The 24,383-nt window shown below is 40.3% G+C and carries 16 protein-coding genes; 1 reads left to right on the top strand and 15 read right to left on the bottom strand.

Annotated elements, in window-relative coordinates; genetic code table 11:
• Window positions 1–9: 9 nt before the first annotated feature.
• From LV83_RS11020 to trxA, 10 genes are all read right to left on the bottom strand, one after another.
• The gene (locus LV83_RS11020) at window positions 10–1,206 is read right to left on the bottom strand and encodes a DEAD/DEAH box helicase (RefSeq protein WP_111611581.1); all 1,197 of its coding nucleotides are present in this window, start codon (window positions 1,204–1,206) and stop codon (window positions 10–12) included.
• A 7-nt stretch (window positions 1,207–1,213) separates the two neighbouring features.
• A complete protein-coding gene (locus LV83_RS11015) occupies window positions 1,214–2,206 on the bottom strand; it encodes a fatty acid desaturase family protein (RefSeq protein ID WP_111611580.1) in 993 nt (330 codons plus the stop codon).
• Window positions 2,207–2,743: 537 nt separating this feature from the next.
• Window positions 2,744–4,090 (bottom strand): hypothetical protein, encoded by a 1,347-nt coding sequence (locus LV83_RS11010; protein WP_111611579.1) that lies wholly within the window; start codon window positions 4,088–4,090, stop codon window positions 2,744–2,746.
• Window positions 4,087–5,133, bottom strand: coding sequence for a c-type cytochrome (locus LV83_RS11005; protein ID WP_111611578.1), 1,047 nt, complete (start codon window positions 5,131–5,133; stop codon window positions 4,087–4,089). The genes LV83_RS11010 and LV83_RS11005 overlap by 4 nt, the downstream gene beginning before the upstream one ends.
• 108 nt (window positions 5,134–5,241) lie before the next feature.
• A complete protein-coding gene (locus LV83_RS11000; RefSeq protein WP_111611577.1) occupies window positions 5,242–5,958 on the bottom strand; it encodes an acyl-[acyl-carrier-protein] thioesterase in 717 nt (238 codons plus the stop codon).
• On the bottom strand, window positions 5,955–7,130 hold the full coding sequence (locus tag LV83_RS10995) for an MFS transporter (RefSeq protein WP_111611576.1): 1,176 nt from the start codon (window positions 7,128–7,130) through the stop codon (window positions 5,955–5,957). Before LV83_RS10995 ends, LV83_RS11000 begins: the two co-directional genes overlap by 4 nt.
• Before the next feature lie 262 nt (window positions 7,131–7,392).
• Window positions 7,393–7,878: a DUF6691 family protein gene (locus tag LV83_RS10990; protein ID WP_111611575.1), complete on the bottom strand. Its 486-nt coding sequence runs from the start codon at window positions 7,876–7,878 to the stop codon at window positions 7,393–7,395.
• A 10-nt stretch (window positions 7,879–7,888) separates the two neighbouring features.
• The gene (locus LV83_RS10985; RefSeq protein ID WP_111611574.1) at window positions 7,889–8,470 is read right to left on the bottom strand and encodes a YeeE/YedE family protein; all 582 of its coding nucleotides are present in this window, start codon (window positions 8,468–8,470) and stop codon (window positions 7,889–7,891) included.
• Window positions 8,471–8,633: 163 nt separating this feature from the next.
• Window positions 8,634–10,055 carry an MBL fold metallo-hydrolase gene (locus LV83_RS10980; protein WP_111611573.1) on the bottom strand — a complete coding sequence of 474 codons (1,422 nt, stop codon included), beginning with the start codon at window positions 10,053–10,055 and terminating at the stop codon, window positions 8,634–8,636.
• Window positions 10,056–10,139: 84 nt separating this feature from the next.
• The gene (trxA, locus tag LV83_RS10975) at window positions 10,140–10,460 is read right to left on the bottom strand and encodes a thioredoxin (RefSeq protein WP_111611572.1); all 321 of its coding nucleotides are present in this window, start codon (window positions 10,458–10,460) and stop codon (window positions 10,140–10,142) included.
• 168 nt (window positions 10,461–10,628) lie between these two features.
• Here trxA and LV83_RS10970 point away from each other — a divergent pair, with 168 nt between their 5' ends.
• A complete protein-coding gene (locus tag LV83_RS10970) occupies window positions 10,629–13,610 on the top strand; it encodes a glycosyltransferase family 117 protein (protein ID WP_111611571.1) in 2,982 nt (993 codons plus the stop codon).
• A 452-nt stretch (window positions 13,611–14,062) separates the two neighbouring features.
• Here the strand turns inward: LV83_RS10970 and LV83_RS10965 are convergent, their stop codons facing one another.
• The 5 genes from LV83_RS10965 to LV83_RS10945 all read right to left on the bottom strand — a co-directional run bounded on the left by LV83_RS10965 (window position 14,063) and on the right by LV83_RS10945 (window position 24,352).
• Entirely contained in the window at window positions 14,063–14,257 is a 195-nt protein-coding gene (locus LV83_RS10965) for a DUF6728 family protein (protein WP_111611570.1), read from the bottom strand.
• Window positions 14,258–14,381: 124 nt separating this feature from the next.
• Window positions 14,382–16,364 (bottom strand): (E)-4-hydroxy-3-methylbut-2-enyl-diphosphate synthase, encoded by a 1,983-nt coding sequence (gene ispG / locus LV83_RS10960; RefSeq protein ID WP_111611569.1) that lies wholly within the window; start codon window positions 16,362–16,364, stop codon window positions 14,382–14,384.
• Window positions 16,365–16,368: 4 nt separating this feature from the next.
• Window positions 16,369–17,073: an SDR family oxidoreductase gene (locus LV83_RS10955; RefSeq protein WP_111611568.1), complete on the bottom strand. Its 705-nt coding sequence runs from the start codon at window positions 17,071–17,073 to the stop codon at window positions 16,369–16,371.
• 63 nt (window positions 17,074–17,136) lie between these two features.
• Window positions 17,137–20,607, bottom strand: a complete 3,471-nt coding sequence (locus LV83_RS10950) for a hypothetical protein (RefSeq protein WP_245947035.1) — start codon at window positions 20,605–20,607, stop codon at window positions 17,137–17,139.
• Window positions 20,608–20,647: 40 nt separating this feature from the next.
• Entirely contained in the window at window positions 20,648–24,352 is a 3,705-nt protein-coding gene (locus LV83_RS10945) for a sensor histidine kinase (RefSeq protein WP_111611567.1), read from the bottom strand.
• Window positions 24,353–24,383: the final 31 nt, after the last annotated feature.

The raw sequence follows: 24,383 nt of genomic DNA, 5'->3' as shown, positions 1-24,383 counted from the left end.
ATCGCGATTTTAATTGACAAATGTTATGGCCTTACCGGTTTTTCCGGCCCGACCTGTCCGGCCTATTCTGTGGATATAGCTATCCATAGACATGGGAAGCTGAAAGTTGATCACATGGGATACATCAGCTACGTCTATACCTCTGGCAGCTACATCGGTTGCTACCAGTACTCGAGTCATTCCAGTTTTGAACTCATCAATGGTTCTATTTCTGAAATTCTGAGATTTATTACCGTGAATCAACCCAGATTTTATTCCAGACTGATTTAATTGCTTACTTAACTTATCCGCAAGTCTTTTGGTTTCAGTGAAGATAATCACCTTCTCCAACTCATTTCCCTTGAATAAATCAGCAAGTATATCAAACTTATTCTTGCCTTCCGGCACACGAATAATTTCTTGATCTACATTTTCACTGGTTGTACCACCAGTGTTTACTTTGATCTCAACTGGATTGCTTAGCAACCCATCAATAAGAGCTTTTTGACTTGGTTCTAATGTGGCTGAGAAGAGCATAGTCTGACTTCTCTTAGTCATTAAATTTACGAGTTTTTTCACATCGTGAACAAAACCCATGTCAAGCATCCTGTCAAACTCATCCAACACAAGTGTATTTACTCGGTTGAGATGCAGCAGCTTACGATTTGAAAGATCCAATAATCTACCGGGAGTCCCGACGATTATATGAAGCTTTCTGCTCAAAGCTTTAAAGTCTGAGTTGATATTCGTGCCACCAATGAAGGTATTGGAATACAAGTTCATTCCTTTGCTAAGGCTCTTAAATTCCTCTTCAATCTGTAGCGCCAACTCACGAGTAGGTGTTACAATCAGTGCAGTGAAATTCTGAGGGTCAAGTTTTGCATGCTCAATAATTGGAATCAAAAAAGCCCCAGTTTTACCTGAACCTGTATTTGATATCCCGAGCAAATCTCTTCTATCCATTAAGGACGGAATAGCTTGCTCTTGAATATTGGTCATGCTTTCATAACCCTTTGCTTCAAGATTTCTTAATAATGAAGCATTGAGCTTTACACTTGTGAAAGGAGTTTCAGAACGAAATCCTTGCTGTCCGCTAGGCTGAGCCTTTTTGACAAACAAATTAGGATCAAGTTTCGATTCTTTCTTTTTATTTTGACCAGGCCTCCCTGCGGGACGAGCATTACGTCTCTGGTTAGCTGCTGGTCTTGTATTACTATTTCTATTCATGATATAATTAGGCTTTTACCGGCTCCATTTTGGGAGAATTTCCCAATACGTAGAGCATTTTAAAATGGTCCAATACAGCCATCAAAAAATGAGGTTTTGAATAATAAGGCACATTGAATTCTTCCGCTGTAGCCTTTACAATTGGTGCTATTTCCTTATAATGCACATGGCAAATATCTGGAAACAAATGATGTTCAACTTGAAAATTGAGACCACCAACGAACCAGAACAAGATTTTTGATTTGGGTGCAAAATTGCATGTAGTCGCCAATTGATGCAGAATCCGCTCTCCTTCAACTACACCATCAGTATCGGCTTTCGGGAAATCCACAACCTCCACTATATGAGCAATTTGAAACACCATGGTAATCACAAATCCTGTCACAAAATGCATCATAATAAATGCTAGAATAATTAATCCAGCTGAGAATGATGTGAAAATGATAGGTAAACCTATGACTACAGAGAAGTAAGCTAGTTTTAAGAAAACCAATTTTAGTATTCCTTTTTTGTAAGCTTTCTCTCCACCCTTCACTAGTCCTTTGTTATAATATCTCGTGAATCTGATGAAGTCTTTCGCCGTTACCCAAGAAATCGTAGAAAGAGAGTAAAAGAACCATGCGTACAAATGTTGGTATTTGTGCAGGTTATTTTTTTCTGCATTTGGCGAAAATCTCAAAAAGAATGGTGCATTGATATCGTCATCATGCTCATCAATATTGGTAAAGCTATGATGAAGAACATTGTGCTGCAAATGCCAAACCATAGAACTCGCACCCACCATATCAAGTGTATAGCCGATCCAAGTGTTAGTTTTTTTATTTTTAGAGTAGGACCCGTGAATGGCGTCATGCATTACACCCATACCTACGCCAGCCATACCGATGGCAGAACATAAATAACAAGCAAATAATTGGAATGTAGTGGTAGCTACGCCGGTGATCACAAGAGAAATCGGGACGACATACAGAGAAAGTAAGATGATGGACTTAATAACCATCTCCGAGTTTCCGTATTTCGACTTGTTCGTGGACGTGAAATGTCCATAAACTCGCTTTCTTAGTGTTTGGGAGAATTCAGATAATTCTGATTCTGAGAACCTTACTGTCTTAATGGCACTGAAATTAAATTATAAATACTATTGTTTCCCGTGGGATTTACTCTGCAAGTTTTAATTCGAAAAATGAAATCAATCATTTTGGAATTAAAAAAGTAGAAAGATGAAGAATTAAAACCTTGCGAGGGGAAACTCCTGAATTTGCTACTTAAGCAGGTTGATAATCAACGCTTACTTTATTTCAAGTAAAAAGGATATCCGGAGACAGCGCCTTTATGCGTACAAAGGTGAGTAGAAGATTTCGTATATCCTAATAACATACAATTCTATCCTCAACACTTTGGCTTAAAGTAACAAATATGTCACTAAAAATGCAACGGTAAGACACCGAATCAATCATTATTTCCAGAAACTCACCTGATGATGAACCTCAATAACAACTCTGGTTTTGATGAAAAAAATGTAAATAGACCTTTCTAATTAATTCCATCTCCAGTTAATTATACCATTTATATGGATCATCTGAACTTTATTATATATCTGTCTAGCTGTAAGCTCTTGATTTTTTAGCGCTTCTTTATTCATTACTAGCAATTGAAAATCTAGGCTTGAAATAGCTTTAGGGGAATATTTAACCCCAACATTAAGTTGCCGATAGGATGGCATATTGTATTTATTTTCAGAAGGTACTTCCAACGGAGGTAGCCAGTGGAATCCCAAATGAGCAAATGCTCTTAAAGTTGTATTGGGAAAAGAATACTCAGCAAATGCCGTAAGTGCGTCCAAGGAGCTAAAACCTTCATTCCTTTCTCGAGGAATAAAGGTGTACCATGCATCTTTCCCCCACTCCCTTGGACTATGCCAAATCCCTTTACCTCCTGTTTTGGTATAATTCAAATTCAGATTCCAAGTAGAATTTTTAAGGCCAAGCCGAGTAGAAATCGCCCAATTTCTGTCTTCCGGATCCTTGTATCGGAAAATAGGATTTTCATTCCCTCCATCTCCCAAACCAAACTGAAACCCTGCCTGAACTCCCCAAAGCCAAGTAATTCCATTCTGCTCATTTCCCCATCTTTTTTCTCCTTGAGCCCAAATGGTGTTAGAAATATTTTGAGCCAAGGTATTGGACACATTCATGCTAAATGATTCCCATTCTTTGGCCACTTCAGCTATCGCAAGCCAATCACTGGAGGTTTTTCCAACATATTGTGAAACTTCTCCAGTTGGATTTCTACCTACCGGAAATACCCCAATACTTTCTCCTACAGAAAGCCACTCACTTGTTCCACGCACACTCATCTTACTGATTCCCCAAGCAGAAAATTTCAATTGATCTTTTATGGAAAACCAGACATTCGCTCCTTCAATCCCGGTGGGAGATAGCCTGCCGTCTTGCCCGTTGATCCAATCTGTTTCGATTGCCATTCGCCCTACAGTAATTCCCCAGTTAGCATTTGAGTAGCCTAAAGAAAACTTCTCTAGTTTACCAAAAAAACGATCTTTGGGATTTAGCAAATCAAATAAGCCAACTTCATATCGATTCCCACCACCGCTGACTGGATCGGAGGCTGTAAGGTTGCTACTCCATAGATTTGCAAAGACTCTATAGCCAACACGAAACTCCCAGTGATTAGCATAGTTGAGCTTTCCCCCAAGATTCAAACTTGAACCTAGAGCATAGTCATCTTTGAACTCGCCAGGATAGGAAGTATTCATCCAGAACATTCTAAAATGAACCTCTGGATTCACAGCCAGCTTTCTCTCAGACTGCTGTGCTAAAGTTAGAAAAGGGATAAAGTAGAGAAACCCTAAAAGGAATTTTCTCATTTTTTCGCTGCTGCTTTTATTGCCTGAAATGGACCAAACTTGTGTTGCTCTTCTGAAAATCCATCAGCATATGGGCCAAAAGGGTGATCTAAAGGTTTCTTAGAAATATCAGGCCAATCATTCGGAAAATCTCGTTTTGGCCTATCTAAACTATTCACATAGGCAGCCACATCCCATGCTTCCTCATCTGAGAGTATTGGGTTCTCGTAGGTTACGCCAAAAGGCATATTTGCTTTCACATAACCAGCAAATCTGGACATACGAAATAACCCTGCACCTTGATTGTAACTATGCTCTCCCCAAAGAGGTGGATATATATAGCCGCTACTATCAGGCTTCATTACTCCTTGACCATCGATCATGTGACAGGTCACGCATTGTCTTTCGTAAATAGTTTTTCCTTTGATAGGATCAGCCGCTCTTTCGAGAAAAGGTAGTTCATAGATTCCTGCTCCCTTAGGCTTTTCGCCTTTTGGCACATCTTTCCCTAGCCAATCCATATAAGCTACCATAGCTATCATTTCCTTGCTATCGCTTGCCAAAACCTCCCCATTCAAACTTCGCTGAAAACAGCCGTTAATTCTCAATTGGATATCTTCAGATTTCCCTGATCTGCCTCTCACTTTTGGATAGGTACTTTTTGCAGCTGAATAATTATTTCCCAATGGGACTGTACCAGCTTGCAAATGGCAATTCTGACAATTTAATCCGTTTGAAATCTTTCGCACTTTTCCATTGGGCCCAAGATATTCAGATGTATTTGCTATCAATTCTCTTCCATACTTAATATCCTCCGCATTCGGTTCGGTATCTACCGTACCCCAATCTGGCGCTGCCCACATCCCAACTGGATCCATCAATGCATTAGACTTGGGTTCAGATGTAGCAGGTAAAGCCTCGGACAATTGCACCTGAGTGGGTTGCAAACCAACATGATCAAAATACAATATTCCTACAACTAGCCCTATAAGAAGCACCACAGTCCCGAGTAGCCCAGCGATTAGAGGAAAAAGTTTTAGTAAAGGTTTGGCTGTCTGATTCATATTTTGTGTGATCAAGCTACAAAAATGAAGTTAATCATCCACGAAGCATGTGACGAAGATCACCTTGGCTATTCAAAAAACAGTAATACTATGTCAAATTCAGTATTCTCATTTGGCTTCAGCCAAAAACACTTGCTTATCACCAATAGTCCCTAGTACCAGGTAATTATTCTGCTGTTTGTATAAATGAATATCCAACTCGTCTCCCAATACGCATTCTGCCAGATAATTGATTAAAAAAGGCAGCGTATGACAACCATTTTCCCTAAGGACATTCTCGACCCATTGCACATAGCTCGTATTATTCACGTGATTGTTCAGATCAAGATCGGAGTGCCTAACCTTCAACTTCTCAGATTTTAGTAATACTCCCTTTAATTTGATTTTTTCAGGTTGCCAAGCTGGCTTTTCTTTAGGGTCAAAAAGCTCCGCAGGCAATGCATTTTCTGGCCTGAAAATCCGTTTTGTCACCACATTCATCAGAACCCAAGAACTCATTGCTTGGGCAAGGATATCTCCGGAAGGATTGGTAATCAGAAATTCCCGAAAAGCAAAAAGCTTATCTACGCCTCTTCCTGCGGTATAGACCTTAATCGAATCTCCCCAAGAAGGCAAATTCTCACATTTGATTTCTATTCGTGAAAGAATCCATGAGAGATTCTGGTCTTGCAAGTTCCTTCCAAAATCAGCTGAATCAGCATGCCTCCAGGCTATTTCCTGAAATAAATTAGATAATGCGGTCAAGCTCAATTTCCCTTCTGGATCTACCTGATAAGATCGAACCTCAAAATCTTTTTGAAACTGAAAGGAAGGCTTTAAATTCATTTAGCTCGATTTGGTGAGGATTTGATTGGAATAAGAAAGACTGCTTTTCTGATACTTGAAAGTACAGTAATTCCCAATCCTGCTAAAGCTATTAATCCAAAAGAGACTTTCAAATTAAATAGTTCAGCAATAAATCCAATCATCGGCGGACCAAGCAAAAATCCAAAAAATGAAATGGTGGATACCAAAGCCAAAGCAACGCTAGGAGTATAGAGCTTAGATCTGCCAGCAATGCTATAGGAGAGCGGAATGATAGACGCTACTCCAAGTCCAACCAGTAAAAACCCGATCGTTGCCATTAGAACTGTAGGGAAAATTACAGCTAAACTTAATCCAATAAATATCAATATACCACTCACTTGAATCACCTCTACTTTGGTATATCTGGCGGCAACTTTATCAGTTATAAACCTTCCTGCTGCCATAGTCCCCATGAAAGCAACATATCCTAAGGCTATTAATGAAGGATCTGATTGAATTACTTTTTTAAAATACACACCGGACCAATCAAACATACAGCCCTCGGCCATCATACCCAGAAAAGCAATCAAGCTTATTCGCATCAACAGTGCATCTGGTTTTTTCAACACCAAACCGCCTCCACTTTCTGAGACTTTTTTGTCTTTAATGATATAACGCTGGGCAGAAAGAATAATGGTAATAGAAATCACCATCACCACCCCATAATGCTGCGCAGGTGACAATCCTAAAAATATCATCAAGGCACCTAAGCCAGCACCAGAAAAACCTGCCAAACTCCATAGACCATGGAAGGAGGCTAGAATACTTTTACCCATTTCATCCTCCAATCCCAATGCCTGGGTATTCAATGAGATATTCATCACATTACCCAGCATTCCATATACAATCAACACTGGAATCAACAACCATGTAGTCGGCGCCAAGCCAATCAAAGGTAATGTCATCGCGTATGCAAAAGCCCCAAACATAACCACAGTACGGCTCCCAAACTGATGTACAGCCCAGCCAGCGATAGGCAAACCAATAACAGAACCAAGTGGCAAAAAGAGTAACAACGTCCCAAGCTGCCCTTCTGAAAGATCAAACTTGGATTGAATATCTGGAATTCTAGCTGCCCATGAAGCAAAGCAAAGACCTACGAAAAAGAAAAATGCCCCTAGGGCAACTCGTCTTTTGGAGAGTGTGTTCATCAAATAGTTGGGTTTAAGAGGCTCACAAAAGTACAGAACATTACTGCAAATTCATGGTCAATCACGAACATTGCATAGACAAACCAGTTATCATAACCTCATTCATCTTATAAGCAAACCCATGGAATTGGTCATAGCAGGAGCCGTAATCGTTACCGCAATTTTTATTGTGCGCTTTATTATCAAAAAAGTTTTTGACTAAAAAAACCACTCTCTATTCAGAAAGTGGTCTGTTAATCGCATTATTTGAATCATCTGCTAATTAATTGGGGAGCTTATCGGAGAATTTTCCATATACCCAAGTGCCTGCGATGGCGGAAAGCAAGGTTATAATAATTACTGTAAACCCACTCCCTATTTGTGCAAATAGTGGACCTGGGCAAGTTCCAGTAATCGCCCATCCTAATCCGAATATAAACCCACCGTAAATCTGACCTTTTCGGAATTCTTTCTTAGGTATCTTAATCTCCTCTCCAGCAATAGATTTGATTTTTAATCGCTTGATCAATTGGATGGAAATAATTCCTGTAACTATCGCTGATCCAATCACTCCGTACATGTGAAAGGAATCTAACCGAAACATTTCCTGAATTCTAAACCATGAGATAATCTCTGCTTTCACAAACACGATTCCGAACAAAACCCCGAGAATTAAATATTTCACTAAAGCCAAACCTTTCTCTCCTGTAGTCTGTGAATTAGGAGCATCACAAACTACTTCTTGTATATTTTTTTCAACAACTTTCATTTTCAGTAAATTAAAATCCTACCAATTTCATTAAAGGACCTAGAAATACCAGAGTCATCAAAAAACCTCCCAACATAAAGAAAATGGTCGCTACTAAAGATGGCCATTGGAGAGAACTGATCCCCATGATTGCATGACCAGAGGTACAGCCTCCAGCATAGCGAGTTCCGAAACCAACCAGAAATCCACCTAAAACGAAAAACACCAATCCTTTTGCTGTAAATAGGTTTTCCCAAGAGAAAATATCAGAAGGCATCAAGCCTGAGAAATCAGTGATTCCCAAGGCTGTCAAATCAGCCTGCGTTTTGGAGGCTAGGACGATTTCATCAGGGTTAGAAATGAATGTGGTAGCTACAAAGCCTCCAATCAAGACTCCTAAGACAAATACCAGATTCCACATTTCCTTTCTCCAGTTGTAATTGAAAAAAGGAATGCCGGCCGGAATGCAAATCGCACAGGCATGACGAAGCGATGAAGAGATTCCAAAGCTCTTATTTCCCAAAATGAGCAGAGCCGGAACAGTAAGTCCAATCATAGGACCTGCCACATACCAAGGCCAAGGTTGGCTAATCCAGTCAATAAATTGATTCATTTGAATATTAATTGGGTGATATAATTTACAGCTATTTTAAAGCTTGAATGTTAAACCAAGTGGTCTGTGAGGACACAGACCACGGTTGAGAATACAAACTCTTGACTCTTGCTTCTTGCCCCTTAATTCTGGGCTCTAGAATCTAATGTCTTACGTCTTCCTACTACAATAACGTAGTTGGGCAAACATAATCAGTAACCTTGAACTTCTCAGAATCTTTGATATCCTTGAATCCACCTTTGACATCGATGAGATTATCATAACCTCTAGCTCTCAAAATAGAATTGAAAACCATTGATCTATACCCACCTGCACAGTGCACGAAGTAGGTTTTGTCTTTATCGATTTTCTGCATACTCTCGTTGATATAATCGAGTGGTGCATTTTCTGCATTCTCCACGTGCTCGGAAAGAAACTCGCTATTCTTTCTCACATCTAGAATATTGATTTCAGCATTTTCTGCCTGTCTTTTCGCAAGCTCTTCAGCGCTTATCGACTCTATTTGATCGATTTCTTGACCTGATTTTTCCCAAGCTTCAATTCCTCCATTCAAATATCCGATCGCATAATCGTAACCCACTCTAGCCAATCGTGTGATTACCTCTTCTTCTCTTCCTTCATCCGCAACTACTAAGATTTCTTGCTTCAAGTCCGGTATCATTGCACCAACCCAAACCGCAAAACTTCCGTCAATTCCAATATTAACTGAGTTTGGAACAAATCCTTTTGCAAAAACCTGCGGTGCCCGGGTATCCAGAATCAAAGCTCCGGTCTCATTTGCGGCAGCTTCAAATTCTGAAGGAGTCAAAGGCCTCACTCCTCTTTCTAAAACTGCATCAATGCTGTCATAACCTTCGATGTTCATCATGACGTTCTGCGGGAAGTACGCAGGAGGCGGAGTCAATCCAGTAATCAATTCTTTAATGAACTGTTCTTTGGTAATCTCCTGAAGAGCATAATTGGTTTTCTTCTGATTACCTAGGGTATCTGAGGTTTCCTTACTCATATTTTTACCACAAGCAGATCCTGCACCATGAGCTGGGTAGACGATTAAGTCATCTGGAAGTGGCATTATCTTATTTCGAAGGGAATCATACATATGCCCAGCTAAGATTTCCTGGGTCAAATCTGCAACTACTTTCTGTGCCAAGTCAGGTCTTCCCACATCTCCTATAAATAAGGTATCTCCGGTAAATATTGCCTCAGGATTTCCTTCTTCGTTGAATAACAAGTAACAAGAACTCTCCATGGTATGTCCAGGAGTATGGAGCACCTTTATCTTAGCCTTCCCGATTTTGAACTCCTGACCATCTTCAGCAACAATTGCATCAAAGCCCATTTTCATAGTCGTAGGTCCATATACTATAGGAGCGCCTGTTTTTGCCGAAAGATCTTGGTGACCTGACACGAAATCAGCGTGGAAGTGTGTTTCAAACACATACTTGATCTTAGCATTTCTTCGCTCAGCTTTCTCTATGTAAGGCTGAACTTCTCTAAGCGGGTCAATTACCGCCGCTTCTCCATCTGACTCAATGTAGTACGCACCTTGAGCAAGACATCCAGTATATATTTGTTCGATTTTCATATGTCTTTTTTTATTATTTTTCTATTAGATAAACAAAAGTAGCCCTTTGCTCCTATGCGGAGGATGACTTTTGTCACACAGTATTCAAACAGTATCTTTAATGTTATTATTTAAAGTATTGATAAGCTGATGTGTAGGAACAACACCTGACTCTCTCCAAAGAATTTTTCCTTTTTGGAAGAGAATCAAAGTAGGCACACCGCGAACTTGAAATTTACTGGCAGCTAACTGATTCTTATCTACATCTACTTTTAGAATCTTCACTTTACTGCCTAATTGCTTAGCCGCATCCTCTAAAATAGGCTGCATCATTTTACACGGACCACACCAAGTGGCAAAGAAATCCACCAATACTGCTTGGTCTCCGTCTATCAGTTCTTGAAATGTTTTGGCTTGTGTACTCATGGTTTCTATTTATTTGACACAACAAAAGTAGAAGCAAAATCAGTTCAGAACGGTAATTAATATCACATAGGCATGAAATGGTAAAGCAGTCCCTGTTTTAAAATACCTTAATTCACCTTAATTGGCATTTATTTTTTTTATTTTCGCCAGTCAAATTCTACTTATTAAATGCTCAATTACAAGCAAATCAATAATCTGACCGGTTGGGTCGTTTTTGCGGTAGCTACTCTAGTTTACGTGCTTACTGTCGAACAAACTGCAAGTTTCTGGGATCCAGGAGAGTTCATAGCGGTAGCCTACAAGTTGCAAGTTCCACACCCTCCAGGAGCTCCATTTTTCCTACTAGTATATAGAATGTTCAGCTTCTTCGCCTTCGGAGATCCTTTACAGGTAGCTTATTGGATGAATATAGGAAGTGCACTGTTCTCAAGTTTCTCCATCTTATTCCTTTTTTGGTCTATCACTTTATTTGGAAAAAGACTTTTCAAAGTAGTTGAAGGTCAGGAAAGCAAAGGCGAAACAATCACTTTGATGGGTGCTGGAATAGTAGGGGCTTTGGTTTATACTTTCTCAGACAGCTTCTGGTTTTCTGCAGTTGAGTCAGAGGTATATGCTATGTCATCCTTTTTTACAGCCATAGTAATTTGGGCATTCCTGAAGTGGGACGTGATCAAAGACCCTCGTGAGGAGAACAAATGGATGATTTTCATCGCCTATTTGGTTGGTCTTTCTATTGGTGTTCACTTACTGAACTTGGTGACTTTGCCAGCTCTGGCTCTCATCTACTATTTCAAAAAGTACGAAAACCCGACTTTAAAAGGAGGCTTTTTCGCCATGTTCCTCGGTGGTGTTGCCCTAATTATCATTAACAATCTTATTATTCCGGGCCTTCCAAGTTTGGCTGGTTCCATGGAAATTTTCTTTGTAAACAGCATTGGATTGCCTTTTGGGTCAGGAATCGTTGTATTTATGATTCTGTTTTTTGTTGCTGTATTTTATGCCTACAGATATTCTCGGAAGAAAGGGAATGCCATCCTAAACACAGCTCTTCTATCCTTCATTTTCATTTTGATTGGCTATGCGAGTTATGCGCTAATCGTAGTACGTGCCAATCAAGATCCTATTATCAACGAAAATGCCCCAAAAGATATCATTAGCTACGTTTCGTATTTGAAACGTGAGCAGTATGGCTACAGACCTTTGTTGCATGGGCAGTATTTCACCGCGCAATTAGTAGCTCAAGAAGAAGGTGCTCCTGTTTACATGAAGGGCAAGGATAAATACGAGATTGTAGATTATTCCTTGGTCAATACTTACGACCCTACGAAGACAACTATTCTGCCTCGAATTTATTCTACTCAGGAAAGCCACAAGAGACTTTACCGCCAAAAACTTGGATTACGAGAAGGACAAGAGCCTTCTTTCGGAGACAACATTTATTTCATGTTCTCACATCAGCTAGGGCATATGTACTGGCGATACTTTATGTGGAATTTCTCAGGAAGAGAATCAGACTTTGGCGATGCGCCATGGATAGGAATTACGGATGCTTTCAAAGATTATCCCGATTATATCACCGAGAACAAAGGGCACAATAATTACCTGATGCTTCCACTTTTGCTGGGAATTATTGGCTTGTTTTTTCAGGCTAAAGTTGACCCGAAATCCTTCTATGTAAACCTGATGCTATTCCTGATGATGGGTGTGGTATTGGTTCTTTACCTGAACTCCCCACCAGTGGAGCCTAGAGAGCGGGATTACATCTACGTTGGTAGCTTTTATGCATTCGCAATATGGATAGGACTTGGCACCATGGCCATAGCACATATGATTGGTCGTGCTACCAAAAACCTCGCAACAGCAGGAATCATAGCGACTTTGCTTACCCTTCCTGTTGCTGGCCTAATGGGAGCTCAAAACTGGAATGATCACAATAGAAGAGATAGGTATTTCTCTGTTGACTCTGCTAGAAACTTCCTTGCATCCTGTGCGCCAAATGCAATTCTTTTCACAGGTGGAGATAACGACACTTTCCCGCTTTGGTATGTGCAGGAAGTAGAAGGATTCCGCACCGACGTGAGAGTTATTGTCTTGAGTTATTTCGATACGGATTGGTATGTGGAGCAAATGACAAGACCTGTGAATGAGTCTGAAGCTTTGCCATTCAGTCTAGATCCTAACCGATATCAAAAAGGTACGAATGATGTGCTTTACGTGATGGAAAGAGAGAATCTAAATGCGATCTCTGCAAAGGAATACCTGAAGCTTTTGAATTCAGGATCTGATCTTTTGAAGATGGAAACTGGCGGTAAATCTGTTGCAAACATGGTTCCTTCCAGAAACTTGATTATGGAAGTAGATAGCGCATCAGTCGCTAATAAGGACATCATCCCTGAGGAATTTGCGCCGCTTTTTGCGCCGCAAATGAATCTTCAAATCACTGGAAACTATGTCACCAAAGGCACTTTGATGCTAATTGATTTGATTGTATCCAATAATTGGGAAAGACCGATCTACTTTAACAATACTTCCCTTGCAACTATTGGAATCAACGTACAAGATCACGTCGTGATGGAAGGGTTGACTTATCGCTTACTTCCAGTGAGAAAGCCTGAATACATACGCGAAGAGCTCGTAAATGCTGATTTGGCTTATGAAAACTACATGACCAAGTTTTCTTTCCGAGGCATGAACAATCCTGATGCTTACCTGGACGAGGAATACAGAAGATTTGCTTCGAATCATAGAAGCGCATTGAACAGCATTGTCATTGCGCTGTTAGATGAAGGTGATATGGAAAAAGCAGCTACTCTTCTAAACTACGGATTGGAAGTAATGCCGAATGAAGCAATTCCTTATGACCTGTCTAGCGGACAGTCCGTACCACTTTTCTTTGAGGTAGGTGAAGATGAAAAAGCGCTAGATATCATAAACGAGGTTTCGAAGAAATCCTTGGACATGATCGAGTTCTACACAGAGGAAAACAGAGAATATGACAGAGAAATGATGATATCAATCGAGATGATTCGCTATTTCATTCCACTTTTGGAAGAAAGAGGTTATCAGGAAAAAGCTCAGGAGCTAAAGCTTAGAATGGAACAATTCCTAGGGCCTCAACAAGGTGGAGGTAGCGCTTTGGATAGGAGATAAAAACAAATTATTCCATAGTAAAGGGATTCGAAAATGATTCGAATCCCTTTTTTATTTATACCCTTGAAAAGCACAGATTATGTTAGGCTGAGCGAATTCGAAGCCTTTCCAAGTCAGACTTAATTATTTTTTCATCCCAAATTGAACGCAAAGGTTTTCACCACATAGCCACATAGATTTCATAGGAATCTGTACCAAAATTGACTTGCCAAGCTATGATTCCTATGTGACTATGTTGTTTAGTATTGACAAATTGCTTTCCAGATAAAACGTTATTTATTGAATATTGCTTTATTTATAAAGCAATATTCATTTCTTTTTGATCTATTGATTAAGCAAAATGGCGTAGTACACCAGATTAAGACATAAGGATTTACTAGAAAAAATGGGCAACCCGAGAATTGAATCTCCTACTATCAGGCCTCAATTAGAGTTAGAAAAATCTAGAAACCTCAAATAAACCGCTTTACTACCCAAAAAATAATCGCCAGCAAAAACACGACAATCGAGATCTTATTGATGCCATGCATCATGCGAAGGTTATAATTAGACTTCTGGTTTGGATCTGGCTTTTGGAAAACCCGCAGGAAGTAGTTTCCAAAATCACCGAACTTAAAGAAATCTTTGACTTTATTGTTATCAGACATGGCTTAGCTTTTTTGGTAAACAGATGGGATAGGGAAATGGTTTACTTAAACCTTTCAGATCTTTTTTTGACCTCGAAGGTTTATTTATTATTCTAAACCTTCGAGGTTTTAAAAACCTCAAAGGTTAAAGTGATTCCGGCTCATTCCACATTCCATCTTCCTTGATGATTTCTATCAATTTATCGACAGCTTTCTCAGAAGGAACAGATCGCTTCATCACTTCCTTACCTTTGTAAAGGGTGATTTTTCCTTTTCCGGAACCTACATAACCATAATCTGCATCTGCCATTTCTCCAGGTCCATTCACGATGCACCCCATGATTCCAATCTTCACCCCTTTCAAGTGATCAGTCCGCTTACGAATCATCGCTGTAGTTTCTTGCAAGTCAAATAACGTTCTTCCACAAGAAGGGCAGGAAATGTATTCTGTCTTTGACATTCGAGTTCTTGCTGCTTGCAAAACTCCAAAGCCTACAGAATTATGAAGTTTAATCTGAGCTAGCACTTCCTCACGCGTATGATCTCTCTCCTTTTCTAAGGAAATGAAAATCCCATCTCCAAGGCCATCAATCAACAATCCTCCAACATCAGTAGCTGCATAAAGCATTGTTTCATCCTGAGATTGATCTGGATAGCTTACTTTGACGATCACAGGGATCTCGGATTTTGCTTCGAGTAAACTTACAAGAGCGCGCCTCAAAGCAGGCATGGCATGCTTATTCTCTGTTTTCAGAATCAGAACGGTATCTCTTCTATCCAAAGTCAGCGCTATGCCTTCAGCAATTTGGGTGTCATAGATTTCCAGGAAATTCAATTCAGCATGAAATTTCTCAGCAATATTGAAACTCACCAAATCGTAAAGAGGGAATTTGTTTTGCTGGTCAGAACCAGTAGTCCAAATCGCAGCATCCTGGATTTCCTTCATACCATTTGGCAACATAAAAGGAATTGGATTGGCACCAGAATAGACAAAGTCACAACCCTGATCATTCATTTTCCACTTATCCAATTCAGGTAAATAGAAATGACCAACTGACTTCATTTCCTTTTCAGTGATCTTATCAATCTTGGAAATATCAGTGATTACTCGAGGAACATTTTGCCCTCCAAAATTATATATCTCAGCACTGTGGCGCTTGAAATGCTCGTATGGATTGACTGGATACTCCTGAATTGCTTTGATCTCTGCATGTTCTTGTCGGTGCAAATAGCGATCTATCAATGCTTTGGCGACCGGGGCTTCAAACTCTGGATCTTCTGTCAAGGATACACGAACTGTATCTCCCAAACCATCTTCCAGCAAAGTACCAATTCCAACTGCGGATTTGATTCTGCCGTCTTCCGCTTCTCCCGCTTCTGTCACCCCAAGATGAAGGGGATATGGTTTAAACCCACCTTCGTCCAATTTCTCGACCAACAATCGATATGCCTGAACCATCACTTGGGTATTGGAAGACTTCATTGATATCACGATATCAAAGTAATTCTCGTCCTCACAAATCCTCAAAAACTCCAGTGCCGATTCCACCATTCCCAGCGGAGTATCGCCATATCTGCTCATGATCCGGTCAGAAAGAGAACCGTGATTAGTCCCAATTCTCATGGCTGTGCCGTGTTCCTTACAGATTTTCACCAAAGGCAAAAACCGCTCGCGAATACGATCCAGCTCTTCCTGATACGTTTCGTCGGTATATTCTAAAACTTCAAATTTTTTCTTATCCGCATAATTCCCAGGGTTAACCCGCACTTTTTCTACGATCCTAGCAGCCACTTCTGCTGCATTCGGAGTAAAGTGGATATCAGCAACAAGTGGTGTATTGTAACCTCTTTTGCGAAGACCATCCTTGATGTGCTTCAAGTTTTCCGCTTCCTTGATACTTGGAGCAGTGATTCTCACTAGCTCACACCCAGCCTCGATCATCCGTATACTTTGCTCGATGGAGCCTTCGGTATCCATGGTGTCCACCGTAGTCATAGATTGCACCACGATAGGATTATCTCCTCCGATGATTACGTCACCGATTTTCACAGGGATAGTCTTTCTCCTAGAGTAACTCGTCAGGCTATCGCAATAAAGCTGATCTATAGATTTAATATTTGTATCCATGGGTTTATATATCTCCTAATTGAGGTCGGATTACTAGTTCTTCAACAACAGACCGCGGTGAAAGGTTATAAGCTGCCCAAACACTTTCAGCTACATCCTCAGCTTTCATAAATCTCTCGATCGGCAAATCAACACCTTCCCAGCTCGAAGTGTAAGTTGCACCGGCCAGAATAGAAGTCACCTTAATCTGATGCGGTTTTAATTCTTCGCGAAGGCATTTGGTCATTCCAAGCATCGCCCATTTGGAGACTGCATAGGTTCCGCCATTTGGATAGGCAGTTAATCCCGCAACCGACCCCATGGTGAAAATATGTCCTGATTTCCTATCGATCATTTCATTGACAAAACCACGGGTCAAGTAATAAGCAGAATACAAATTGGTTTGCATCATCAATTCAAAATTCCCTTCTGGCTCATTGTGAATTGCCCCCGGCAAAAAGACTCCGGTATTATTTACCAAGACATCAGGTATTGCTTCAGCCTTAATTTCATCCACAAATTTGGAAACCTCTTTTTTCTCTGAAAGGTCGGCCTGAATCGCCAGCACTTTAATCGAAGGATAATTTGCTTCCAAACTAGCCTTTAACTCAGCTAAGTCAGATGCATTTCTCGCACAGGTGAAAATATCAAAACCTTCTGCTGCAAAGCGCTCGATGATCGCCCTTCCAATTCCTTTCGTACCTCCAGTGACCAGGATGCTTTTACTCATTTGATTAGTAGTTTAATAGTTAGTATGACAACTATTTTACATCAGCAAAGTTACATTTTTTTATCAAAACAGAGCGGAAACTTGCATTCTCCCTACATGAACTATCCGATCCAATCCCTGTGAATTCCTTCCTTCATACACGAGATTCAGCTGTAGCCCTTCCCCGATTTTCTGAAGCCAATTCAAATTCCAGGTCACATTTGTCCCTGGCGTCAGCGCTTGGAGCATTTCATAACCCACAGGAGAGTTTGCTACACCATTGTAATCGATTTGAATCAACTTGAGATTTCCGGTGAGTGTAGTTTTCACTGCTCGTGCAAAACGAAGATCCAGTCCCACTTGATGCAATTCCGCTTTTTCCTTGAATTCTACAGTTGTAGTGTTGATTTTTCCAGTGAAAGAATAAGTAGCAGTAGTCCGAAAATAAGGAGTTGGCTGCCAAGAAAACTCAGGTCCGATCTGATTTTGCGAGATGGCATAATTTCTATTATCCAAAAAGTCAGAAGCAGAAAGCCGAGTTCCTATTCCTGCCAAAATCCTCAAAGTAGTCTGTCCATTGAAATTATATCGAGTATTCAATTTCCAATCCTTCTGGATCAAATCCTCAAAACCTCCAGAGAGCAACTGCTTGAATTGGGAATCAAAATAAGTAAGGTCAAATCCGTATTTTGCTGAAGCTCGATTGAAAAAAAAGCTAGAGCGAATTACTTGGCGGATGGACAAAATATCCTCGCGATTAATCCCGCCAACAAAAGGATTGATCCGATCCACAAAGTCGTCAGAAGTCACCTTCTTCTCCACACTCAGGCTTGTTGTATTGGAGAGCTTATGCAGAAATGTTCGCAACCCACCCGACTCCTTCCAAGATTCCGGGAATTTAGCCTGAAGTCGGTAATTCAAAATACTAGTGTACGCCTGAATGTAGGTATCCGTAGGAACAAAAATCTTAATGTATTGCTTTTCCTCGGGGTTGATGGCGATATAGAATTCATTCAGCTGCTGCACGCCATCGTCATTATCATCCCTCCAAGTATGCGTACCATCACCATTTGGCGCTGGCAAAAACACAAACTCCCGTTGCAATTCTCGTCCATTGCCAATCGCATAGCTGATTTCATTTCTAATGAGATTTTTTCCCAAACTCCCTTGATAGTCAAGCTTGCCCATCACATTGAGTTCGGACTGCAGATCGCGCTGCAAATATTCCAGTTCCCGATAGGTAAACGTACTGCTTAAACTATGTTGTGTCCATTGCTTTCTGAACGTAAAATTGGACGTAAAAGCTCTTGTATCATTGACCATTTCTCCCGCCATTGGAGCTTTATCTTCACGCCAAGCTGCATCTGCTAAAAATGAATAACTCAGCGAATCGTTGCTTCGCAAATAAATAAGATGCTGCTTAAAGTTCATTGCAGTACTAACCACCGAATCCGTTTCTGCACTTTTCAAAGCATTTTGGTCCAATGAAAATTGATAGCCGGGCACAATAATTTTGGAATTATAACTCAAATCACCCAGATACCTCGTCCAGTCAGATTTCAATGAATCCTGAGTTGAATTCAAGCGAAAGAACTCTTGCCTAAGCCGAATTTTGGACCCTAACTGAAGGTTCCAATTTGCAGTATGCTGTGTTCCATTTAGTACGTTTTTCCTGTTCCTCAGGTAAAAAAGGTAATCGAAGTGATTTAGCGCATCTTTTTCAAAACCAATCCCAGCGCGGAAAAACTGCTCGGATGCTGGATTTTGTAATGCTTGCTGGCTGAGCCCCCAATCCCGATCAAACTCAATGTATCGGAATCGATCTATAAAATTGAAATTGGTAGAATTGTATTCATATTCCGATTGGCCTTTCATCGTATAGCCTTTGAAAAGTGAGGATTCCCGACCTTCAGATTGCAAACCTACCTTCACTCCCAGCCCCTGATTATTTTCATCATCTAATTCAGAAAAAAGGTTTTTATCTTCCGAAGAAAGCGCCAATTCCGTATAAACTTTCTCATGTTCGTTTAGCTTAATTCTGCTGCCCGCAGTCACCATTCGCTTGCTATCAGGAAGCGGTAATTGGGACAAAATCGAATAATCTCCCTGTGGCTGTCCATTTAAGCGAGGAACATATTCATAGACTGTTCCATTTGACAATTGGCTGGATCGGCGATAATCTCCAAGTCCAGAGCCAACTTGCGAAAAACCTAATTCGTAATGCGCCAACTCAGGTTCGTTGGAATATTCATAATAAACAACAGGATTACCCAGATCATCAAACGCTGTGACCTTTTTGTATAAAATCCGATTCTGATCAAAAGCGACACTATCGATCCGAGGAGTTCTTGCCAGTTTGGCACTATCGCCCACTGAAGCCATTAGTCCCAATTCACCCTGAGAAAAATCGGTGAATAGAGGACGGTTACGATTGTCTTTTTCCTGATAATAATTCAAATAAACATCGACTTTCCCGTTGGTCTGAGTATGATTTGCCCCGATGATAGATCGGGAATAATTCCGCTCGGCGTATTCAAAATCTACCCGAACACGGGAATACTGCGTGATCAGAACTTTGGGTGTAAAAGTGATTTCTGCCTGATTGTAATCGATCACATAGTCTTCATTGAAACCACGCTTGAGCTGTTTACCATCTAGAAATACACGCTCAGAATTTGCCATGATGATCACAAATCGCTCGTTATTTGGTCCGCTAACTCGATACGGACCAAGTACTCCTTCCAAAATCGGAAGTAGAATTGAAGCAAATTTCCCTTTGGCAATGGAAGCAAAACCTTGAGAACTTGCAGACCACTTTTCACTCATTTTGTACTTGGAGGTGAATTGGAGCCCTTGTACATTTTTGTAATATCTTAAAAACTCAGACTCCCGCTGCTGCAAAACCACATCTCCAGCTGCCAAATTGAAGTCATCGTTATATAGCTCGATCAACACATTGTCAAAGTCCTGAATCTGCTGTGTGTTTCCTTCAGGTTGGAAAGGTACATTTTGATCGGTGATGCTTGCACGGATCTTTAAATTCTCAGAAATATCCCCTTCTAGCTGAAGGTTAAGTGCAGAGTTGACAAAAACATTTTGGGTATTCCCAAAGGAAATACCCCGCGTGAGACTTCCGGATTTATAAAGATTTGTCGTGGGAAATAGCTCTTCACGAAAGTCAAATGCAGGTAATTCTGCCATTCGATTATCTTTAAACTGAGCCATGGAATCGTAATCGACCAGTAAAGTCCGACGAGCAACTGGCTGATCAAAACGTATAGAAAAAGTCCGATAGCAAAGCAAAAGTGAGTCGGGCTTTGAGTCATTTTCAAAAAGCACTTGAAGCTTATTTGCACTGAGATCGTAATTGAACTTATAAGTCTTTCCTTCCTTATCTGCTAGTCTAATGGTTTCTTCTAACAGTGAAAGTGAATCTGGAACAGTAGGCACTATAAAATCTCCAGACTGTACCCATCGGCATTTTTCCTGAGCTTTTACAGATATAGCAAAGCCCAGCAATAATACCCAGATAAGAAGCCCAATACGATTATTCACTCCGAAATGCCTTTTGATTGGAAGGTACTAAAAAGATGAATTATCCCATCAATGGAAAGGTGAGATAGAATGTAGTGCCCTTTCCAACCTCAGTTTCAAACCAGATTTTTCCGCCCGCTGTTTCCACACCACTTTTTGCGATAGCCAATCCTAATCCAGATCCTGTGGACTTGGTAGAGAAATTAGGAATGAAAATTTTATCCTTCAGATCGTCAGTGATTCCTTTACCATTATCCGTAATCTCAAGGAAAACGGCTTGTTCTGTCATCCAAAGCCAAATGCCAATTACAGGCTTCACTCCAGGTTCGACAGACTGAATCCCGTTAATAATTAGATTCGAAATCACTCTTCCGAAAAGTTTATCATCACCTAAGATCGGAATTTCATCGGTAAAAGAATCGTCCTGAAAAATCAAATCAACTTGCTGGTCACCGCTGAAGAGCTCCAAAACTTTATTCAGCACAGCTTTAAAGTTCATCAACTCATTATTTGGCAATGGCATTTTTGCAAAAGTAGAGAAAGAGGAAGCTATTCCGCTAAGTGCATCAACTTGGTGAATCAATGTTTCCAATGATCTCTTTAGCTTTTCCGCATCGTCTAACCTTCCCGCATCTTGCAGCCTGATCAAGTGCTGAAGGGTGAGCTTCATTGGCGTCAATGGATTTTTTATCTCATGCGCAACTTGCTTAGCCATCTCCCGCCATGCAGATTCCTTCTCAGTGGAAGCAAGTACTTTCTTGGAGCTTTCCAGTTTAAAAAGCATGTTGTTGTATTCATTCACAAGTAACCCAATCTCATCTTTGGAACCCCAATACATGGGTTCATTATCTTCCAAATTGGTAGCTTTTAGCTTTTGCGTCAGCAACTTGAAAGGGAAGGTGAGGTTGGTAGAGACAAAATAGGAAACAAACAAAAAGAGAATGAAAATCACCACGAATGCATTGAAAATATTGCTTAGCACATCTGCAATCAGGGTGTTTAATTCTGCTTCTGACTCGAAGAATGGAACTGCCAAAATCCCTAAATTCTGCTGACTCGCTGTTGCTGGAATCGACAGATACACAGATTTGTACCGCAATTTCCCTATTTGCTCCTCAGCCAGAAACTGAGACTGCCCCATTTCTTCAATCTCAGCCATTGCTTTAGGATTAATTAAGGGAGCCAAAATTTTCTTATCAAAGATGTTAGGGCGATTGGTAGATTCCAGTTTGCCTTCAGTGCTATAAATATGGATATCACTGGCAATGGTGTTTGCCAATTCATTTACTTCCTCATTGAGTTGATCACTGTCGACATTTTCAAGGCTCTGATTATTGAGAAAGCTTCCAAGATTCCCTCTGATCAATGCTGCCTTTTGGATGTATTGTCGGTCCAAGTCATCACGGTAGCTATTGGCAAGCAGCCCAATCGTAATAATGCTAATGATAAGGATTGGGAAAAAGAAGGCGAAATTAAGGTAAAGCTGAAGCTTAGTGGAGTAATTGAATTCGAAGTTCTTCACTCCTGTGACCAAAGTATTGATCAGAATAGCCAAGAAAGTCATGATCACAAACAGCACAAAGAAGAGCGAGATGTTCCCAAAGAAGTGAGCGACGGAAATATTCTTTGAGGAGACTATTATCAACTCATCTCCGTTTTTTATCCCGAAATGATGATATCCATTTTGATGGACTCCTTCAGTTAATAAGGCATTGCGGCTCAGTGCACGTTTGAACCCAACATTGAGATAATTAAAGGAGCCTGAATTCCGTATAAATTCACCCTCCTTGAAAATGGCATAATCATAAAGTACAGGATCAAGCTTGTCGTTATACTTCTTATCCAGTAACAATTTCGGATAGACACTGGTAGGCTGAACACGTAACTGTTTCAACTCAAGAAAAACTGTACCAAGCGATGATCCTTCTTTGCTCATTGGCACAAAAGCTATGAAGCGATTCCCTTTGTTCGATTCATTGCCGCGGATAAAGTACAGATCTTTTACACTAGTCGCATAGTCGCTTTTGATATATTCCAGCTGCAGATCTTTCAGGCTTTCCGAATTGGTAGAACCTAAGATTTGTTGCCCTGAAGAAGAAAAAATCCTGACTTGAACTTCAAACTGATCGAAGTAATTATCCAGATAAATTCTCCTGATTTTGGTTTCGATTGGGTCTTTAGAGAAAAGTGGATCTGCTATTCGATTCTGAATGAACAAATCATTTTTGATCCGTGTGAATATTTCCCCCAAGAAAAACTCGGTCATTACATCGTTCTCAATTAGGTTTTGATTTGCAAAGCGATTTTTCGATTGAATCAATTCACTTTTTTCTGTCTGAAAAGTACTTATCCCTCCAATAATTGCCGCCACTAGACATGCAAAAAAGAAGGTGAGAAAGGTATCTAATCCAAGTTTAAAGGCATTTTTGAAAAGCTCAAGTCGGATGATTATGACTATGAAAATAAGATGGATAAGCCATACAATACCTCCCCAGAGGCTAAAGAAAAATAAGGCCGCAGCGATGGGAAGACCTACAATTGCAATCCATTTGTAATATACTTTTTTGTGCTTATTGACCTCCAAAAGCAAACTAAACATAGTAAGCGAAAGCAAAACATATACTGCTCCCCACAGGAAAAGCATAAAGAAACTTATCCCTTTAAACCAATCAAATGAGGGAATAGAGCTAATATCTAATGCCCACTGCGAGTTGGTCATCAAGTCCCGAGGGAGTGACCAGATCATGTACAAACCTATAGAGCTAACCAGGAAGGAGAAAAGGAAAAACACCAAGAACTCATTCTTGGTCTTTAGGACTTTTATCTTTTCATGCATCACTCTGGAAGCAAGCTGATAGATCACCATCGCTAAGATCAAAACCCCACAAATCGTGTTGATCAACAGATCTCCCAAGCTGGGATTGAACCAAGAAGAGGCGTAATTGGCTGAATCAAATAAGGACAAATTGAGATAGTTACTTGGGAAATCCAGGAGTAACATCATAAATCTAAATGTCCCTAGCACAAAAATCGCGTAGCCTATAGCCTGCCACCTTCTTCCTGACTTCCACTTACTCAGTACAAAATCAGAGCTTAATAGAAAATAAAGAAGAAATACTGAGGTAAAGAAGATTAGAATGGCAGGATTGACAACTCGGCCAGCCGGGCTGTAACCAAAAAGAAAATTGATTCCAAAAAGTGGTATTCCCGCAGGATTCTTAACAATTGCAGCTCCTTCCTCAGGGGTGGTCAAGAGCTCGAATCTACCATTCCCAAAGATCTCTGGGTTTGGACCTGTAATCAGATAGTTATTTTCAATGTTTCCGGGCCAAATCAAGCGGAGCACATGAAGCATTACATAATCAGCTCCATTCCTTTTCACGCTCCTTATCTTCAGCATGAGAGTACCATAAGGATCCTCCAACAACTGGTATTCTTTAGTAAGATCAACTTGCGAAAAATCCAGCGCTAACGTGAAGTCCGACCAGAACAAGAGCTCTTTCTCAGGACTTAAAATAAAAAAAGGATGTTTATGGACTGGAGTACTGATTTGACCAAAACTTAACGTATCATCTGGTCTTACATCCATTAGAATCTGTATGAAATCCTCATCAAATTCTTTGTCAACAGCCTGAATCCGATCCTGTAAAGCCTGCAAATACGTATCCTGATCGCTTTTCTGAAAGAAAAAGAAATTCAATATCAACACTGCAAGAAGAGAGAAAATACTGATCAAGATGATCAGGCGGCGGGAATCATGCTTCATTTAGATGTAAAATAAAAAAAGCAAAGTCTCT

This window comes from Algoriphagus yeomjeoni (assembly GCF_003259505.1).
GTDB lineage: Bacteria > Bacteroidota > Bacteroidia > Cytophagales > Cyclobacteriaceae > Algoriphagus > Algoriphagus yeomjeoni.
This window is presented reverse-complemented; position numbering and strand designations above follow the sequence as displayed.

Bases quoted from the DNA above. Each gene is read 5' to 3' on its own strand.
- LV83_RS10995 (WP_111611576.1), bottom strand. From the start codon at position 7,130: ATGAACACACTCTCCAAAAGACGAGTTGCCCTAGGGGCATTTTTCTTT.
- LV83_RS11000 (WP_111611577.1), bottom strand. From the start codon at position 5,958: ATGAATTTAAAGCCTTCCTTTCAGTTTCAAAAAGATTTTGAGGTTCGA.
- LV83_RS10980 (WP_111611573.1), bottom strand. From the start codon at position 10,055: ATGAAAATCGAACAAATATATACTGGATGTCTTGCTCAAGGTGCGTAC.
- LV83_RS10970 (WP_111611571.1), top strand. From the start codon at position 10,629: ATGCTCAATTACAAGCAAATCAATAATCTGACCGGTTGGGTCGTTTTT.
- LV83_RS11010 (WP_111611579.1), bottom strand. From the start codon at position 4,090: ATGAGAAAATTCCTTTTAGGGTTTCTCTACTTTATCCCTTTTCTAACT.
- LV83_RS11015 (WP_111611580.1), bottom strand. From the start codon at position 2,206: ATGGTTATTAAGTCCATCATCTTACTTTCTCTGTATGTCGTCCCGATT.
- LV83_RS10990 (WP_111611575.1), bottom strand. From the start codon at position 7,878: ATGAAAGTTGTTGAAAAAAATATACAAGAAGTAGTTTGTGATGCTCCT.
- LV83_RS10955 (WP_111611568.1), bottom strand. From the start codon at position 17,073: ATGAGTAAAAGCATCCTGGTCACTGGAGGTACGAAAGGAATTGGAAGG.
- ispG (WP_111611569.1), bottom strand. From the start codon at position 16,364: ATGGATACAAATATTAAATCTATAGATCAGCTTTATTGCGATAGCCTG.
- LV83_RS10965 (WP_111611570.1), bottom strand. From the start codon at position 14,257: ATGTCTGATAACAATAAAGTCAAAGATTTCTTTAAGTTCGGTGATTTT.
- LV83_RS11020 (WP_111611581.1), bottom strand. From the start codon at position 1,206: ATGAATAGAAATAGTAATACAAGACCAGCAGCTAACCAGAGACGTAAT.
- LV83_RS10945 (WP_111611567.1), bottom strand. From the start codon at position 24,352: ATGAAGCATGATTCCCGCCGCCTGATCATCTTGATCAGTATTTTCTCT.
- LV83_RS10985 (WP_111611574.1), bottom strand. From the start codon at position 8,470: ATGAATCAATTTATTGACTGGATTAGCCAACCTTGGCCTTGGTATGTG.
- trxA (WP_111611572.1), bottom strand. From the start codon at position 10,460: ATGAGTACACAAGCCAAAACATTTCAAGAACTGATAGACGGAGACCAA.
- LV83_RS11005 (WP_111611578.1), bottom strand. From the start codon at position 5,133: ATGAATCAGACAGCCAAACCTTTACTAAAACTTTTTCCTCTAATCGCT.